This is a genomic window from Pseudomonas sp. 2995-3 (assembly GCF_002742565.1).
In the GTDB taxonomy this organism is placed as follows: Bacteria; Pseudomonadota; Gammaproteobacteria; order Pseudomonadales; family Pseudomonadaceae; genus Aquipseudomonas; species Aquipseudomonas edaphica.
The window spans coordinates 41872-58154 of record NZ_LJSB01000183.1 but is presented as its reverse complement, the minus strand read 5'-3'; the positions used below and the strand labels follow the sequence as shown (position 1 = coordinate 58154).

The window sequence follows — 16283 nt, the reverse complement described above, 5'->3', positions numbered from 1 at the left end:
CTGATGTACCGAGGTGTCTGCATCGCAGGCAAGCCAGCTCCCACAGAAAAGCAGCTCTTCAGTGTATGCAAATCCGCTTTTCGCTTTTCGCTTTTGATCCAACCACTCAGGTCGGCTTTCAGGCCGCCGTGCTGTAGATCTTGATCTTGATCTGCTTTTGATCTCAGGCGCCCCGTTAACCACGATGGCCGAACGCAGGCTTGAATCCGTGGGTAACCCGGCAGGACGCCGGGTTAGCCGCGCTGGGCCAAGGATGGCCCATCGCGGCGGCCCACGGATTCAAGCCGGAGTGAGGGCATGCCGAGCCTAAGCGAGGCACCGAGTGGTGGGGCGAAGACCTTTTGGTTACTTTTGGGGCGTTTGCCAAAAGTGACCCGCTGTAAGAGCGGAACCAATAGCCGCCGTTACCCAAATAACGGATATACCCCCAACCTACGGCTCCCCCTCCCCAGTCTCAAGCCAGACCCTGCTCAAACTCAACGCGCTCGCCAGCCCCTCCAGATGCACATCCGGCAAACCCCGCAAAAACCAATTATTCAAACGTTGCGGACTAATACGCAACCACTCGGCAAACGCCGTCGGAGGAATTTCGCACGCTTTGAGCGCCACCCGCAGGCGGTGCCCCGAATGCACAAGACAAGTTGGCTGTGCCGCCTGCCCCTGAAGATGCTTATTGCAGATATTCATGAAGGATCGGCTCCCTGCCGTGCTTTTTCCCAGCAGTGACTATAAACACCGCCCGTGGGATTGGGCAGCTGTTCAAAGAGGCCGAAAAAACACAACGAGAAGACACCTACAATCACCGAGGAAAAAATCCTACACACCAAGCAGTGTTTAAAAGCGGACGCAGAGCGTCCATGGCGGCATTCCCACGCAGAGCGCGGGAACGATCAACTGAGCAACACCACCCCACCCGGCAGCTCAGTACACTTGGCCCCATACGCATCCCGAATCAACAGCGCCACGCCTGCCAATTGCTGCAAACTGAACCGCGCCTGCACCCGCCGCTGCCCCAGTTCTTTATTAAGCAACACCAACATCCCCGGCCGATAACGATTGATCTCATCCACCACCGTCGCCAATGTCGCGTTGTTAAATACCAGCACCTGTTCACGCCAAGCGACGACCGCCTGCGCATCCACCCCAATCGGCTCGCCCACACCTCCCGCGCCATAAGTCAGTTGCCGGCCACTGTCCAAGCGCACACTGCGCCCGGAAACATCCACCGTCAGCGAACCCTCGATACAGGTCACGCACACATTGCGGTCGGTGTTGCGCACATTGAACCGCGCCTGCGCCGCAGTCACCCAGCCCTCGCCGGCCTGCACCTTGAGCGGTTGCGCCAGCTGTGCAAGCACTTCGACTTCGCCTTCAAGCAACTCAATCCCCTGCCCGACCCGGCTGATACGCGTCTGTGTGTTGAGCTCCAGGCTGACGCCTTGGCTCAACAGCACCTGGCGCTGCTCACCCACCTCGGTGCGATAATCAGCCCTCAATCCGGCAAACCCGCCCGGCACGCCCACACGCACCATCACCACTGCCGCCGTGGCCGCAATCGCGCCACCCAGGAACGCACGACGCCCAAACTGACGGTGCGGCGCCGACTGTTCGGTGGCCGCGCCCAATTGCCGCCACAACAGCTTGGCCTGCTCGAACGCCTGGGCATGCGCCGGGCTTTGCGCGACCCAGGCCTGCAGCGCCTTGGCATCAGCCACGGTGGCCCGGCCCGAGGTCAGCAACAGCAACCAATCACGGGCTTGTTCGTGCACAGGGTCAGCGGGCGATTGCCGGGTGGAGGGGAAACTGAAAATGTTCAAGCGCGCACATACTCACGGTTTTATCAGGGACTCGACACTAAGACGGTTTTCCGGCCCCGGGACCGAACCGCTGAATCACTTTTCTTTCCAGGCGCTTGGCACAATGGCCCAAAGCAGCCTTGATTTCCTTCTCTACCATCCGCGTGGAAATACCGAAGCGCTGGGAGATTTCCAGGTGCGGCGCTTCTTCCAGGCGCGCAGCGATCAAGATCTTGCGTCGGCGCGCCGGCAGTTCGTACAGGGCTTTGACCAACGACTGGATCTCTTGCTGGCCACCCACCACCCGCGAAGGGTCCTGGGCCTCATCGGCGCTTTGCAGCAACGCCTCGACTTCACTGCCGGTGAGCAAGCGCGCATCCGCCTGGCGGCGGTCGGCGGCGATGTTCAGGGCCATGCGGTACAGGTAGGCGTTGGGTTGTTGCAGGTTCGGCGGCACGTCCATGCGGTCGACCCGCAGGTAGGTTTCGTGCAGCACATCATTGGCCAGGTCCTCCGAGCCCAAGCGTTTGCGCAGGCGCACCTTGAAGTCTTCATAGGAGGCCAGAAACAGACTGACCATCGCACTGTGCCCGGTGTTCTTCATGCGCCCGCGGCTCCCGTCCCTGCTGTGCATTCCATGCGTATTCCTGTTGTGTCGGGCATCAAAAGTAACGTCACCGGCTGGCGCAGCGCGCTGGGTGCCGGGCGTTCGACCCGGGTTGTCCCAAGGCTGCGCACCAGTGCTTCATCGCGTTGTTCGTCGCCGGTGGAGCTGACCAGCCGGCTGTGTTCAATCACGCCATCAGCGTTGACCCACACCTGCACCAACGCCCGAAAGCTGCCGGGCCGGGTCAGTGGTGAGCGGCACAGGCTGGCTTCGATCGCCTGTTGCAGCGCGGCGGCGTAACTGGTGTTGATGCGTGCCGTATTGCGCGCTGACGCTCCCCGCAGCAAAGGCGCCGGGGTCGGCGGGACTTGCAGGGTGACCGCATCATCACGTGCATAACGCGCCATCAGCCCACTCCCCGTCAGCAGCACCGCCAGCGCCTCCTGCGCAGTGAACCGCCCGCGCACACCGATGGAGCGCCGGCCCCGCGTCAACTCACGGTCGACCAGCACCGCCATCCCGGTGGCGCGGCTGTAGGCATGCAGTGCGTGTTCCAGGTCCTGCGCGGGCAGGTCCAATGTCAGCAGCGATGGCGCGGCGCTGGCGGGCGTTATGCCAACCAACAGCAACAGCAAGGCCAGGGCACCCATGGCGCGCTTCCAGCCTCCCTGTTCACCCCCCACGCGGCATCGCTGCACGGCTGACGTGTCCTTGAAAACCGTCATCCTGAGGCCCGTTTATGAACCTGATGTTACGGTGATAGCAAAAAAAACATCACGGTGACGGCAAGCCCGCTGAACTACACTTCGCAACACTAACGGCCCCTCTGTGCGGGCCTGCCAGGAGGCTCCGATGAAGCGTTACACCCCATTCGCCGGCCTGTTGCTGTGCGTCGCATTGCCACTGGCCGCCCACGCCGAAACCGCTGCCAAAGGCTGCACGGAAGTCACGGTAGATGGGTACAAGGCGCCCGACTATGGCTGCCTGAGCCAGCAAATGGGCAATGACCCGGACGCGGCCAAGGCCGCGCAAAAGAACCGCGAGGCGCAGAACCTCCCGGTACACAAGCGGCCGCCGAACCAGGTGGGGTTGGCCACGCCGGCGGCGACCAGTAACCGCATGGGCAATACGTTCGGGACGTCGGTAAAACCCCAACGCCCCTGAGCAATCAGGCCAACGCCGCAGCCGCAGGCGGCACAACCACCGGGCTACCGCTGGCAACAAAATCTTCTTTGCGCAACACCACCAGGGCAATCAGCGATACCACACCGGTGGCCACGTAGAAGTACCACGGTGAAGTAATGTCGCCCGTCACTTTGATCAGCCAGGTGGAGATCAGCGGCGCGCTGCCACCAAACACCGCGACCGGCACGTTATAGGCCACGGCAATCCCGGTGGAGCGGATGCGCGTCGGCAGCAACTCACTCATCAGCGCGTAGGTGGATGAGGCGTACAGCCCGAACAGGATCGCCACGGCCATCAACGGCGCGAAGAACGACGCGGGCGTGGCGGTGGGTGCCGATTTGAACAGCCAGAACATCGCCAGCGTGGCCAAAGTGCCGATCACCATCAGAAACGGCTTGCGCCCGTATTTGTCGGTGAAGGCGCCACCAAACGGCATCACGAATGCCGCCGAGAAGCTGGCGACAAACACATAGAGCAAGGTGGTGCCGCTGTCGAACTTGAGGATCTTGGCCATGTAGGTCGAGGCGAAGGTCAGCACCAGGTAAAAGATCGAGCTGTGCAAGGTAATGATGAAGAACACCAGGGCGATGGCGCGTTTCCACTGCCAGACCTCGCGCAGCGGCGCGCGGGAGGTTTGCCCGGCGCGTTGCAGGGCCAGAAACTCCGGGCTGTCTTCGAGCTTGAGGCGGATATACATGGAGATAAACCCCAGCGGCGCCGCGATCAGGAACGGCACGCGCCAGGCCCATTCCTGCATCGTGTCGGCGCCCAGAATCCAGGTCATGCCGTTCGCCACGGCGCCACCCAGCAGCAGGCCGAGCACGGCGGTAACCATCAACCAGCACGTGGCAAAACCGCGGCGGCCGGGGCCGGCGTATTCGGAGATAAAGCTGGTGACGGTGCCGATCTCGCCGCCCGCCGAAAAGCCCTGCACGCAGCGCACCAGAATCAGCAGGATCGGCGCGGCGATACCAAGGGTCGCATAAGTGGGCAACAGGCCCAGCATTACAGTGGAGCCGGTCATCATCACCAGCGCCATGATCAGGGTTTTGCGCCGGCCGATCTTGTCCGCCAGCGGGCCGAAGAACAGCCCGCCCAACGGCCGGATAAAGAAGCTCAGGGCGAACGCCGCGAAACTGGCGAGCAGGCTGGTGGTGGGGTCGTCGGAGACGAAAAACGCCTGGCCGATGTACACGGCGAGAAAGCCGTAGACGCCATAGTCGTACCACTCGATCAAGTGGCCGGAGGTGGCACCGAGGAATGCACGGCGGCGCTTGCGCTGCGTGTCTTGCGCTGTATTGCCCATCGAAGGGACTCCTTGTCGGTTGTTCTGTCCATGAAAAGCTAGGAAAGCGCGGCGATACTCGCTGCTTTCAACCACTGCCGCAAGTCGGTCTTGAGGGTTTTGCCGTAGCTGTTCTTCGGCAAATCGGCCCTGAACACATACTTTTTGGGTTTCTTGAATGACGCCATGCGCTGCAGAAACCACGCGGTGAGTTCGGCCTCATCCAACGCCTGCCCGCTGCGCGTAACCACGAAGGCCACCACTGACTCGCCCCATTGCGCGTCCGGCTCGCCCACCACACACACCTCGGACACGTCGGGATGCTGCACCAGCACTTCCTCGACTTCACGCGGGTACACATTGCTGCCGCCAGTGATGATTACGTCTTTGGAGCGATCGGTGAGGGTCAAGAAGCCGGCCAGGTCGAGAAAGCCGATGTCGCCGGTGAGCAACCAGCCATCCACCAGGGTTTGCGCGGTGGCCTGCGGGTTGCGCCAATAACCTTGCATCACCGTGGCACCGCGCACGGCGATCTCACCGCGCTCGCCGGTCGGCAGCGGTTGGTGCCGGGCATCCAGAATACGAATTTCGACACAGGCTTGTGCGTGGCCGACAGACGCCGCCAAGGTTGACCAGCCTGGGCGCTGGCGGTCCGCGATCACAGCGCGAGGCAATACGCTGATGGTCATCGGGCTTTCACCCTGGCCGTAGATCTGCACCAGCCGCGCGCCGAAGGTGTCGAGCGCTTCACACAGGTCGGCCAGGTACATCGGCCCACCGCCGTAGACAATGGTCTTGATCCCGTCGCCGCCATAACCCTGGCGCCGCGCCTGTTCGACCATGCGCTTGACCATGGTCGGCGCGGCGAACAGCGATACATTGCCCAGCTGCGCAGCCAGGCCAAACAGCTCGCCGGCATCAAAACCGCCGGAAGCCGGCACCACATGCCGGGCGCCGCAGCGCACATGGATGAAGTTGTACAGCCCCGCACCGTGGGACATCGGCGCGGCATACACGGCTGCATCGTCGGCACTGACCGGGTCGACATCCGTGGGGTAACACAGCGACATGGCGACCAGGTTGCCGTGGGACAACATCACGCCCTTGGAGCGCCCGGTGGTGCCGGAGGTGTAGAACAACCAGGCCAGGTCCTCGTCCAGGCGCGGCACCGGCTGCTCCAGGGTCGGCCAGCCGCGGGTCGGCGGCAGTGTGTGAGCGTCCAGTTCCTTGCAGCGCGCAGGCAAGTCCCGGGATGACGCAAAGACCCGGCCGCCGTCGGTAAAGATCAAGCGGGCCTCGGCATGGGTAGCAATCCAAGCAGCTTCTGCCGGGTGCAGTTTGGCGTTGATCGGCACCACCACGCCACCCAGCCACCAGATGGCGTAGAGCACTTCCAGGTAGTCGCAGCTGTTCTTCATCAACAGCGCCACCGCATCGCCCGGCACCAGGCCATATTGATCGACCAGTTGCGCGGCGCGTTGACGGACATGGGCGGTGAAGGTCGCGTAGTCGGCGACTTGCCGCGTGCCCTCAAACAACGCCGGGCGTAGCGGATCGCGGCGCTGGGTGTCGTGCAGCCAGTTGGCAATGTTCATGGTTCAGCTCCGACGCGCGTGCAGAACCGAGGCATAGTTGGCCACGGCCATCCCGCCCATATTGAACACCAGGCCGAATTCGGGGTTGGGTACCGCCAGGCCGATCGGCTCGCCGGTCAACTGGCGAAACGCCAGGGCATGCATCGACACACCGGTGGCGCCCACCGGATGCCCCTTGGCCTTGAGCCCGCCGGACAGGTTCACCGGCAACCGCCCGCCCGCGCGCACCACACCGCTGTCGAGCACACGGTGCCCCTCACCTTTGGGCGCCAGGCCCATGGCCTCGTAGATCAGCAGCTCAGCGATGGTGAAGCAGTCATGCACCTCGGCGAAGCTCAGGTCGGCCAGGGTGATATTCGCCCCGCGCAACGCCGTATGGATCGCGCGTTGCGGGCCTTCAAACGCGAGGATGTCGCGCTGGGTAATCGGCAGGCAATCGTTGACCTGGGTCAGTGTACGAATCTGCACATCACGGCGGAACGCCCGCGCGCGCTTGGGCGAGGCCAGGATGATCGCGGCGGCGCCGTCGCTGATCAGCGAGCAGTCGGTAAGGCGCAGCGAATCGGCCACAAACGGGTTGCTCTTGGACACGTTGTTGCAGTGCTCGAAATCCATCACCCGGTGCATCTGTGCCAGCGGGTTGGCCATGGCGTTGGAGTGGTTCTTGGTGGCGATGGCCGCCATCGAGCCCAACGGGCAGTGGTAGCGCTCGGCATACTGGCGCGCCGCACGGCCGAACAGCTGCGGGAAACTCAAGCCCGCTTCGGCCGGGTCGTTCTGATAACCGGCACCGGCCAAGGCCTGGGTCACCTCGGCGGTGGTGGTGTGGGTCATTTTTTCCGCGCCCACCACCAATACCAGCTCGGCGCTGCCGGACAGGATCGCCTGGACCCCGGCCAGGATTGCCGCAGAGCCGGACGCGCAGGCGTTTTCACAGCGGGTCGCCGGTTTGAAGCGCAGCCCAGGGTCGGCCTGCAGCAGCAGCGAGGCCGGGAACCCGTCGGGCACCAACCCGGAGTTGAAGTGGCCAAGGAACAACGCGTCGATCTCGCTCGCGTCAATCGCCGCGTCCTTCAGGGCTTCGCGGGTGACCTGTACGATCAGATCCTCCAGGCTGGTGCCTTCAAGGCGACCAAAACGTGAATGACCGGCAGCAACAATGGAGACGCAATCAGCTGGCATAATCAATTTCTTCTATTTTTGGCGCGGACATTTACCTACAATGACCCACCGTTGGGCGCGCGCCAATTCGTGCAACTACTTACATGGCTAAGTAGCCCCAGTTGAGAAAAGCGACGAGGCAGGATGCCCAATGAACGCGTTTGCACAGCAGTTCCACGACATAGAACGCCTGGCGTTCCAGCTCTCCCCCGCGCCGCAACTGGTCACCCGCAACCGCGTAATGGTCGACTGTAATGAGGCTTTCCTGCAGTTGTTCGGCTATTCGCGCGACGCATTGGTCAACCAGCTGACGCTGCTGATCTACCCTTCCCAGGCTGACTACCACGCCATTGGCAAGCGCAGCCATGAATGGCTGCTGGAAAGCGAAAACGGCTTTTACTCCGATGAGCGTTTCATGCAGCACCACAACGGCGAAGTGTTCTGGGCCAGGTCCCACGGCTACACCCTCACGCCCAAAGACCCGTTCAAGCTGATGATCTGGCACTTCGAACGCCTGGACCGCACCCACCAGGGCACCGGCGACCTCACGCCACGGGAGCGGGAAATCGCCATGCACATCGTCAATGGCCTCAAGTCCAAGGAAATAGCCCTACGCCTGGCGATCTCCCACCGCACGGTGGAGGTGCACCGGGCGCGCTTGATGAGAAAGTTGCAGGCCAAGACGGTGGTGGAATTGGTGTCGAAAATTATTATGGTGGTGTGACAGAGGTGGATTTTTGTCGGGTTGCGATATCACTCGAAGCTACAGCAGTATCCCGCGCTGAAAACCGCACCTGTCATGCCCTGTGACTTTCCGGCCTCAAGTGTTCCATCAAGCACGCCCGTACAATTCGCATCCGTGCCGGCCGCCTAAGCTCCTGACTTTCCAAAAACGACTGGAGAGCAGGCATGGGTAGAAACGCGAATACGGTAAGCCTGGCATTGACGCTGTTGGTCGGGGCCATGATGAACAGCGCTTTTGCGGCAACGCCGAGCGTGGCAGTGGCACCGCAATACGACACCAGCCACGTCTACGTGGCACCCGCTGATGTGGACCGCTTTGCCACGAGCTTCCTCGCGACCTTCGGTGGCAAAAGTACCCCACAAGTGGTGGTGAACGTACTGCCAGTGCCAAGCAGTACCACCTCGCAATTGCTGCAGACGCCAGTCGGTACGGTGTCACTGTTCGGCTTCAGCACCCCCATACCGCATCCGTTTGGCCAGGAGCGCAACGGTTATCTAGTCAAGGACATGGACGAGGCCCTAAAGGCCGCGCGGGAAAATGGTGCGGCCGTGATTGTCAGTGACTTTCCCGACCCTATCGGCCGCGATGCCGTGGTGCAGTGGCCAGGCGGTGTGAACATGCAGCTCTACTGGCACACCCAGGCGCCGAACTACGCAGGGTTTCAGACGGTGCCGGAAAACCGCGTATACCTGCCAGCCGAGCGGGCCGAGGCGTTTATCAACGCTTTCCTCGGTTTTTCCCATGGCAAGGTCCTGGCTGACGACAAACACGCGCCGGGTATCGATATCGGCCAGGGCGGCCTCTACCGGCGTGTCGACCTGCAATCGCCGTTCGGACGCATGGCCGTACTGGTGACCAATGGCCAACTGCCCTACCCGTTCGGCCATGAGACCACCGGTTACCAAGTCGACGACCTGACGGCTACCCTGGCCAAAGCCACAGGCTCTGGCGCCACTGTGCTGGTACCGGCGTTCGCGAGCAAAGGGCGGCGCAGCGCAATGGTCGAATTTCCCGGTGGATACGTCGCGGAAATTCACCAGCTCAGCGCGACAAAATGAATCGTCATACCCCCTGGGGCTTGGCCGTGCTGTGGCCGCTGCTCACCGCCAGCGCCCACGCAGAGGAGCAAGCCACCCGACCGGTGCTCAAAACCAACCGCTGGCAGGAAAACTGGTCGGTGCTGCAAGACCCGGTGCTGCGCACGCAACCGCTGGACAACTTGAAGTACATCCCGCTGTCAAGCACCAACCCGTTGACGTACCTGTCGTTGGGCGCGAGCTTGCGCGAACGCTTCGAGATGAACGATGCCAGTGGCTTCGGCGTGCGCGATGTGAAGCGTGATCGCTACCTGATCCAGCGCTTTGAGATCCACGCGGACCTGCACCTGGACGAAAACTGGCGGGTGTTCACCCAACTCGAAGATGCTCGGGCGTACGACAAAACCACAGTGGGTGGTGCCGATCAAAACCGTGTCGACTTGCGGCTGGCCTTTGCCGAGTACGTGAACACCTTCAGCAGCGGGACGTTCAAGGGCCGTATCGGCCGCCAGGACTTCGCCTTCGACTTGCAGCGTTTTATCTCGTCGCGGGATGGGCCGAATGTGCGCCAGTCGTTCGACGCGCTCTGGGCCGACTGGGAAACCCCCCATTGGCGTTTTATCGCGATCGCCAGCCAGCCGGTGCAGTATCAGGACGAGAGACACTTCGACGACCGCTCCAACAGCGACGCTCGCTTTCACCTGCTGCGGGTCGAGCGACTGGTGGGCGGCAGCAATGAGTTGTCGGCCTACTACGGCGTGTATGAACGCAGCGCTGCGCATTACCTGGACGCCGACGGCGAGGAAACCCGCCAGCTGTTCGACGCCCGCCTGGGCGGTGTGGCCCGGGGCTTCGATTGGGACATCGAGGCGATGCTGCAAAGGGGGTCGGTGGGGAGCAAGTCGATTCGGGCGTGGGCTGCTGGCAGCCGTACGGGCTACACGCTTGACAGCCTGGCATGGAAACCACGGCTCGGCGTGCAACTGGATATCGCCTCCGGCGACCGCAAAGCGGGTGACGCTACCGTCGGCACGTTCAACCCGCTGTTTCCCAACGGCTACTATTTTTCACTGGCCGGCTATACGGGCTACAGCAACCTGATCCACGTCAAACCGTCGATCACCGTCAAGCCCATTTCCAAACTGAGCGTACAGACTGCCATCGGCCTGCTCTGGCGACAGACCACCGAAGACGCGGTCTATACCCAACCGAACTTGCCCGTGGCCGGCACTGCAGGCAAAGGTGAACGCTGGACCGGCGCCTACACTCAGCTGCGCACCGACTATGACTTCACACCGAACCTTACCGGCGCGGTCGAAGCCGTGCATTACGCGGTGGGCCGCACCCTGCGCGAGGCCGGTGGTGACGACAGCAATTACCTGGGAGTCGAGCTCAAATTCAGTTGGTAAACCCAAGCAAGCACAGGTGTACAAGCCCTTCGACACGTGCAGGGCAATAGTAACTCGCAGTCATCCCCCTCAATCAAGGAGTTATGCATGAACACATTCGTTGCCAAAGATGGTACCCAGATCTACTTCAAGGACTGGGGCAGCGGTAAACCTGTATTGTTCAGCCACGGCTGGCCGCTGGATGCGGATATGTGGGAATACCAGATGGAATACCTGAGCAGCCGCGGCTTTCGCACCATCGCTTTCGACCGCCGTGGTTTTGGCCGGTCCGACCAACCATGGACCGGCAATGACTACGACACCTTCGCCGACGACATTGCCCAGTTGATTGAACACCTGGACCTCACCGACGTGACCCTGGTGGGCTTCTCCATGGGCGGCGGCGACGTCGCTCGCTACATCGCCCGCCATGGCAACGCACGCGTAGCCGGCCTGGTATTGCTGGGTGCCGTGACGCCGATCTTTGGTCAGAAAGCGGACTACCCGCAAGGTGTGCCCGCCGATGTATTTGACGGTATCAAGGCCGGGCTACTCAAGGACCGCGCGCAATTTATCAGCGATTTCAATACCCCGTTCTTTGGCATCAACCAGGGGCAGAAGGTCTCGCCAGGCGTGCTCACCCAGACCTTGCAGATCGCCTTGCTGGCATCGCTAAAATCGACGGTTGATTGTGTCACGGCATTCTCCGAAACCGACTTTCGCCCGGACATGGCCAAGGTCGATGTGCCGACCCTGGTGATCCACGGTGATGGCGACCAGATCGTGCCGTTCGAGACCACCGGCAAGGTGGCGGCGCAGATGATTAAAGGCGCGCAATTGAAGGTGTACAAGGACGCGCCGCATGGTTTTGCCGCCACTCACACCCAGCAGTTGAACGAAGACCTGTTGGCCTTCCTCAACCGCTGAAGCAACGGCGTCACCCTCTCCTTTCTTTGGCCGGGCTTGCCCGGCCTTTTTTTGTTCAGGCGTGATCAAGTGCCAGGCGACCGGGCCCTGCGATCAGAATGCTGGAAAACAGGATCAACAGCAGCCATCCAAACTGCCCTTCAAACAGCGACCACTGCGGGTGCACTACCAGCAAAGCCACCAGCAGCACTGCAAGGATCGGCAAACAGGCCAGGCGCACCCAGACCCCGGCGATAATCAACAACGGGCAGACGACTTCAGCGCCAATCGCCAGGCATAACGTGACATTGGCACCCAGGTGGAACGGGTCTTCGATCAGCGTCAATTGTTGGCTGTAGTGGAGCAGTTTGGGCAGCCCATGTACCCACAGCAAGAACAGCGATGCACTCACTCGCAGAAACAGCAGCCCAAGCGCCTGACTTTTTGATTCATTCATCTGCAACGTCCATAAAAGAAACCGACGTCGATTGTGTCCGCAGAGCCGCGCCCGAGCTTGCAAGCCTGTGCTGACCTTATGGCAAAGAGCCGGCTATGCTGGGCGCCACACAAACTACCCCGGTTGAATCAACCACCCCAGGCTGCGGTCCCACTTCATACGCTCATCGCTACAGGAATCGTAAACATGACTCTGCCCCACGACATGACCCAGATTGAAATCACCACCTTCGGCGGCCCTGAGGTTCTCCAGCCCCGTCAGGTTGCAGTGCCCTCACCCGGCCCCGGCGAAATTCTGATCCGCGTGCATGCCGCCGGGGTCAACCGTCCTGATGCCCTGCAACGCGCCGGCAAGTACCCGATGAAGCCCGGCATGAGCCCGATACCGGGCCTGGAAGTGGCCGGCGAAGTGGTTGCGCTGGGCGACGGCGTCAGTGAATACAGCCTGGGTGACAAGGTCTGTGCCCTGACCAATGGTGGCGGCTATGCACAGTTCTGCGCCGTACCCGCCAGCCAGGCCCTGCCGGTGCCTGAAGGCATGGATTGGATTCAAGCCGCTGCCGTGCCAGAAACCTTTTTCACTGTCTGGGCCAACCTGTTCGGCCTGGGTGGCGCGCACACAGGCCAACGCGCCTTGATCCACGGCGGCACCAGCGGCATCGGCACCACCGCGCTGATGCTCTGCCAGGAGTTCGGCATCCAGGCGTTCGCCACCGCCGGCAGCGCCGACAAATGCGCGGCAATTGCCAAACTGGGCGCCGAGCCGATCAATTACCGCGAGCAGGACTTTGCCGAGGTCATCGCCAAGAAGACCGGCGACCAGGGCGTCGACGTGATCCTCGACATCATGGGAGCCTCCTACCTGAACAACAACCTCAAGGCCCTGGGCATGGACGGGCACTTGGTGATGCTGGGCTTCCTCGGCGGCGGCAAAGCCAATGACGTCGACCTGCTGACGATCCTCGGCAAACGCGCAGTCATCACCGGTTCCTTGTTGCGCGCTCGCACCAAGGACGAGAAAGCCGCAATCGCTGAGCAGCTGCGCGAATACATATGGCCGGTGCTGTCCGCCGGGCGCTGCCTGCCGATCATCGACAAGGTGTACGCATACACCGACGCCGCCCAGGCCCATGCGCGGATGGAAGGCGGGGATCATATTGGCAAGATCGTGTTGCAAGTGAAGTAATCGAGCCCCGGCGAGGCGGCGGCACAGGCGACATACAAGTTGCCTGACCCACCGCTTTCGCAGCCTCGCTAAAGCTCGACAGCTCCTACAGGGAATCGGCTGTGTTGCTGGGGGTTCGGTTTGCAGGGCCATCGCATCGAACGCAGATTCACCCAGCGACAAAGCTCAAATGTGGGAGCTGTCGAGCCCCGGCGAGGCTGCGAAGGCGGCGGCACTGGCGAAACATAAACCACCTGAACCACCGCCATCGCAGCGGCTTGGCGCACTTACCCGGCGTACACCGGGTAATCGGTATAGCCCAGCTCAGAGCCGCCATACATGCCCTCAGCCCGCAGCGGGTTCAATGGCCAGCCGTTGAAAAGCCGCTGTGGCAAGTCCGGGTTGGCGATGAACGGGCGACCGAATGCGATCAGGTCTGCCAGCCCCGCCTCCAGCAGCTTTGCACCACGCTCAGCGGTGTAGCGCCCGGCGTAGATGATCCGTCCGCTGAAGGTGTTGCGCACCGCCTGGCGGAAGGTTTCCGGCAGGTCAGGCGCGTTGTCCCAGTCGGCTTCGGCGATGGACACATAGGCAATGCCGGACGCCTCCAGCACCTTGATCGCCTCGATATAGGTGTGATGTGGGTCTTCCTCCACCAGGCCGATGTACACGCGGTCCTGATCAGTGCCGCTGAACAACGGCGAAAAACGCACGCCAAGACGCTCCGGCCCGACCACGGCCGTCACTGCTTCAACGATTTCGCGCAAAAAGCGCAGGCGATTGTGCAACGAGCCGCCGTATTCGTCGTCGCGCTGGTTGGCATGGGCAGAGATGAACTGGTTGACCAGGTAACCATTGGCAGCATGGATTTCCACGCCGTCAAAACCGGCGTCCAAGGCATTGCGCGCAGCCTGTGCGTAATGCCCAACCAACTCCTCAATCTCCAGCACGCTCAATGCACGCGGCACCGGCGGCTGTTTCAATTCACCCACGCCGGGGCCGGTTTCGATAAAGGCTTTCGCCTGCTCCGCCCGCAACGCAGAAGGCGCGACCGGGGCCAACCCTTCTGGCTGCAGGGCGTTATGGGACACACGGCCGACATGCCACAGCTGAGCGAAAATCACCCCGCCTTCGGCATGCACCGCCTCGGTGACTTGGCGCCAGCCGTCGATCTGCGCGGGCGTGTAGATACCCGGCGTCCACGCATAGCCCTGGCCGCGAGGTTCGATCTGTGTGCCTTCACTGACCATGAACCCGGCGCTGGCGCGCTGGCGGTAATACTCGGCCATCAGGTCGGTGGCGATATCACCCGGTTGCGCACTGCGTTGACGGGTCAAGGGCGGCAGCACAACCCGGTTATTGAGGCTGTGATGCCCCAGCTTTACCGGGGTATTTAAAACACGCATGGTCATGAGTAAAAGTCCAAATTCAGGGCGAACAAAAGCATTGGCGGCTCTTGAGAGCCGCCAATGCCTGCAACGGTTAGTTAATTTAAGCGGTGAGTTTCAGCAGGGCCTTGGCCACATCGCTGGAGCTGGCAGGGTTCTGCCCCGTCACCAGCAAGCCATCTTCAAGCACAAAGGACTGCCAGTCGGCGCCCTTCTCATACAGGCCACCGAGTGCCTTGAAATCATCTTCAATCAAAAACGGCACCACATCGGTCAGGCCCACGGCGGCTTCTTCGGAATTGGAGAAGCCCGTCACACGACGGCCTTTCACCAACGTTTCACCGTTGACTGCCTTGACGTGACGCAGCGCACCCGGCGCATGGCAGACAAAACCAATCGGCTTACCGGCGCGCTCAAAGGCTTCGATCAGCGCGATCGACGCTTGCGATTCGGCCAGGTCCCACAATGGCCCATGACCACCTGGGTAAAACACCGTGTCGAAGTCGGCAGCATTCACCGAGTCCAGCTTGACCGTGTTGGCCAGGGCCTGCTGCGCGGCCGAATCGGCGGCAAAGCGCCGGGTATCGTCGGTTTGCGCATCCGGCTGGTCACTGACCGGGTCCAGCGGTGGCTGACCACCGGCCGGCGATGCCAGCACCAGTTCGGCACCGGCGTCCTTGAAGGTGTAATACGGAGCGGCAAATTCTTCGAGCCAGAAGCCGGTTTTACGACCGGTATCGCCCAGCTGGTCGTGAGAGGTCAGTACCATTAATACTTTCATTTTCCAGTGCCTCGATCGATGGGTTGCAATAGGTGTTGTGTGAGCAGCAGCGCCTCATCAAACGGCGCGGATGTTCGGGTGATCTTGCTCATGACGCTGGTCCCCAGCCACAACGCATACAGGCGCCGGGCCAGGCTTTCGGGGTGTGGCTGTGCCTGCAGCGAGCCGTCTTCAATGCCGTGCTGCAAGGCCTGGGCAAGCAATTCAATGGTGCGTGCAGTGCCGCGCTGCAGGGCCAGACGCATCGGCTCTGAAAGGTCTGACACCTCGGCACCGAGTTTGACGGCAAGGCATTTGCCCGTATCGGTGCAGCCGGTCTGGTTGTCGACCCAGGAGTGCCAATAGCGCATCAACTTGGCGAAACCTGACACTTCAGGCTGATCGAACAACTGCTGCATGCCGTTGACGTAGTGGTCGAAGTAGCTGTCGAGCAACACCACGCCGAAGGCATCCTTGGAGTTGAAGTAGTGATAGAACGAGCCTTTGGGTACTTCGGCGGCTTGCAGTATTTCGTTCAAGCCCACCGCAGAAAATCCTTTACGGCCGACAATCACTTGCGCCGTGTCAAGAATCGCCTGCCGGGTACTTTTAGTTTCGTTGTTCATCACGCTTCCCGTCCGATTAGACCAGTCGTCTAGTTCGTTGAGGGGATGTTAGGCGCCACGCACACCTTCAACAATGTCAGATGCGCAAGGATTCCGGACATGCCACAAAGCCGGTTGCCGTTTACCCGACACCCGCCGACAATCGCCACTCCCGTGCCCTGGCCCGCGTTTTTTGGAGAACAA

The 16283-nt window shown here is 61.6% G+C and carries 16 protein-coding genes; 6 read left to right on the top strand and 10 right to left on the bottom strand.

What is annotated here, in order from left to right:
• Positions 1 to 890 precede the first annotated feature (890 nt).
• From AOA62_RS16400 to AOA62_RS16390, 3 genes are read right to left on the bottom strand one after another with little or no spacing between them, the layout of a single operon-like run.
• Complete coding sequence (locus AOA62_RS16400) at positions 891 to 1817, bottom strand: FecR domain-containing protein (RefSeq protein WP_099549188.1); 927 nt, start codon at positions 1815 to 1817, stop codon at positions 891 to 893.
• A 37-nt stretch (positions 1818 to 1854) separates the two neighbouring features.
• Positions 1855 to 2400: an RNA polymerase sigma factor gene (locus AOA62_RS16395; protein WP_017134603.1), complete on the bottom strand. Its 546-nt coding sequence runs from the start codon at positions 2398 to 2400 to the stop codon at positions 1855 to 1857.
• Positions 2397 to 3053, bottom strand: a complete 657-nt coding sequence (locus tag AOA62_RS16390; protein ID WP_017134602.1) for a secretin and TonB N-terminal domain-containing protein — start codon at positions 3051 to 3053, stop codon at positions 2397 to 2399. The genes AOA62_RS16395 and AOA62_RS16390 overlap by 4 nt, the downstream gene beginning before the upstream one ends.
• 202 nt (positions 3054 to 3255) lie before the next feature.
• On the opposite strand from AOA62_RS16390, the gene AOA62_RS16385 reads away from it, so the two are divergent.
• Entirely contained in the window at positions 3256 to 3567 is a 312-nt protein-coding gene (locus AOA62_RS16385; RefSeq protein ID WP_017134601.1) for a hypothetical protein, read from the top strand.
• A gap of 4 nt (positions 3568 to 3571) precedes the next feature.
• On the opposite strand, the gene AOA62_RS16380 is transcribed toward AOA62_RS16385, so the two are convergent.
• The 3 genes from AOA62_RS16380 to AOA62_RS16370 are packed head-to-tail and all read right to left on the bottom strand — an operon-like array spanning position 3572 to position 7650.
• Positions 3572 to 4894 carry an MFS transporter gene (locus AOA62_RS16380; RefSeq protein ID WP_099549187.1) on the bottom strand — a complete coding sequence of 441 codons (1323 nt, stop codon included), beginning with the start codon at positions 4892 to 4894 and terminating at the stop codon, positions 3572 to 3574.
• 38 nt (positions 4895 to 4932) lie between these two features.
• A complete protein-coding gene (locus tag AOA62_RS16375) occupies positions 4933 to 6468 on the bottom strand; it encodes a class I adenylate-forming enzyme family protein (protein WP_099549186.1) in 1536 nt (511 codons plus the stop codon).
• Between the two features lie 3 nt (positions 6469 to 6471).
• Positions 6472 to 7650, bottom strand: coding sequence for an acetyl-CoA acetyltransferase (locus tag AOA62_RS16370; RefSeq protein ID WP_099549185.1), 1179 nt, complete (start codon positions 7648 to 7650; stop codon positions 6472 to 6474).
• Between the two features lie 130 nt (positions 7651 to 7780).
• On the opposite strand from AOA62_RS16370, the gene AOA62_RS16365 reads away from it, so the two are divergent.
• The 4 genes from AOA62_RS16365 to AOA62_RS16350 all read left to right on the top strand — a co-directional run bounded on the left by AOA62_RS16365 (position 7781) and on the right by AOA62_RS16350 (position 11726).
• A complete protein-coding gene (locus tag AOA62_RS16365; protein ID WP_017134597.1) occupies positions 7781 to 8353 on the top strand; it encodes a LuxR C-terminal-related transcriptional regulator in 573 nt (190 codons plus the stop codon).
• A 185-nt stretch (positions 8354 to 8538) separates the two neighbouring features.
• Positions 8539 to 9432, top strand: coding sequence for a VOC family protein (locus tag AOA62_RS16360; RefSeq protein ID WP_017134596.1), 894 nt, complete (start codon positions 8539 to 8541; stop codon positions 9430 to 9432).
• Positions 9429 to 10820: an alginate export family protein gene (locus AOA62_RS16355; RefSeq protein ID WP_099549184.1), complete on the top strand. Its 1392-nt coding sequence runs from the start codon at positions 9429 to 9431 to the stop codon at positions 10818 to 10820. The genes AOA62_RS16360 and AOA62_RS16355 overlap by 4 nt, the downstream gene beginning before the upstream one ends.
• An 87-nt stretch (positions 10821 to 10907) precedes the next feature.
• Positions 10908 to 11726, top strand: coding sequence for an alpha/beta fold hydrolase (locus AOA62_RS16350; protein ID WP_099549183.1), 819 nt, complete (start codon positions 10908 to 10910; stop codon positions 11724 to 11726).
• Positions 11727 to 11781: 55 nt separating this feature from the next.
• On the opposite strand, the gene AOA62_RS16345 is transcribed toward AOA62_RS16350, so the two are convergent.
• Positions 11782 to 12162 carry a DoxX family protein gene (locus tag AOA62_RS16345; RefSeq protein ID WP_026013490.1) on the bottom strand — a complete coding sequence of 127 codons (381 nt, stop codon included), beginning with the start codon at positions 12160 to 12162 and terminating at the stop codon, positions 11782 to 11784.
• A gap of 186 nt (positions 12163 to 12348) precedes the next feature.
• Here AOA62_RS16345 and AOA62_RS16340 point away from each other — a divergent pair, with 186 nt between their 5' ends.
• Positions 12349 to 13347 (top strand): NAD(P)H-quinone oxidoreductase, encoded by a 999-nt coding sequence (locus AOA62_RS16340; RefSeq protein WP_099549182.1) that lies wholly within the window; start codon positions 12349 to 12351, stop codon positions 13345 to 13347.
• 266 nt (positions 13348 to 13613) lie between these two features.
• Here the strand turns inward: AOA62_RS16340 and AOA62_RS16335 are convergent, their stop codons facing one another.
• The 3 genes from AOA62_RS16335 to AOA62_RS16325 form a co-directional block, all read right to left on the bottom strand.
• The gene (locus tag AOA62_RS16335; protein WP_099549181.1) at positions 13614 to 14738 is read right to left on the bottom strand and encodes an alkene reductase; all 1125 of its coding nucleotides are present in this window, start codon (positions 14736 to 14738) and stop codon (positions 13614 to 13616) included.
• A 79-nt stretch (positions 14739 to 14817) separates the two neighbouring features.
• On the bottom strand, positions 14818 to 15495 hold the full coding sequence (locus tag AOA62_RS16330; RefSeq protein WP_099549180.1) for a type 1 glutamine amidotransferase domain-containing protein: 678 nt from the start codon (positions 15493 to 15495) through the stop codon (positions 14818 to 14820).
• A complete protein-coding gene (locus tag AOA62_RS16325) occupies positions 15492 to 16100 on the bottom strand; it encodes a TetR/AcrR family transcriptional regulator (RefSeq protein WP_099549179.1) in 609 nt (202 codons plus the stop codon). Before AOA62_RS16325 ends, AOA62_RS16330 begins: the two co-directional genes overlap by 4 nt.
• Between the last annotated feature and the right edge of the window lie 183 nt (positions 16101 to 16283).